This window comes from Nitratireductor aestuarii, from assembly GCF_014641695.1.
In the GTDB taxonomy this organism is placed as follows: domain Bacteria; phylum Pseudomonadota; class Alphaproteobacteria; order Rhizobiales; family Rhizobiaceae; genus Chelativorans; species Chelativorans aestuarii.
Genome location: NZ_BMIF01000063.1, coordinates 1 through 750, shown reverse-complemented (window position 1 = coordinate 750; position 750 = coordinate 1). Strand labels below are relative to the sequence as shown.

Sequence of the window (750 nt, the reverse complement as noted above, 5' to 3'; positions counted from 1 at the left end):
GGAAGGGATTAGCAGAGACGGCTGCAACAGCGGTGCGCGCAGCCTTTTCTCTGCAGGCGCGCACCGCTCGAGGTGCCATGGCCAGTCAAATTTTCTCTAGAATGTGAGTGTTCACAACCCATTCGGAGAGATCGACCATGACCAACGCAAATATTATACCCGCCGATGCGGTGTTGGTAGCCATCGATATTGCCAAGGTTCGCAATGAAGTTCTGATCGAAGATCCAAGCCATAAACGTCGCCGCCGGCTGCAGGTCCTCAACAATCGTGCGGAGCATGATCGACTGATCGAAGTTCTGCAGACGTATGGCCGATCGGTGGTCTGCGGCTTTGAGGCGACGGGCAATTATCACCGACCCATCGCGTGGCGCCTGGCTGAAGCTGGTTTCGAGGTGCGGCTGGTGTCGTCGCTTGCGCTCGCCCGAACCCGCGAGGCCTTGCACAACAGTTGGGACAAGAACGATCCCAAGGATGCGCAGGTGATGCTGCACATGCTCAAAATTCAGGCGACCCAGTTCTATCACGACCCGCTTCGCGCCGGCATCAACGACGCGCAGGAACTATCGAAGACGCATGAGGCGATTGCCAGGGCCAAGACCGAGATCCAGCATCGCATCTTGACGCATTACCTGCCTCTATATTTTCCTGAGATCGAACGCTTTCGGGGTAATAGCCGCAGTGATTGGTTCTTCGCCTTTCTCGACGCGTTTCCAACACCTGCAAGCATCGTGGTGTTGTCGAAGGAGGAGT

At 56.3% G+C, this 750-nt stretch carries 1 protein-coding gene; it reads left to right on the top strand.

Annotated elements, in window-relative coordinates:
- Positions 1 to 137: 137 nt before the first annotated feature.
- Positions 138 to 750 (top strand): IS110 family transposase (locus tag IEX27_RS21110; protein ID WP_188723032.1); only part of this gene is annotated, 613 nt, incomplete at its 3' end.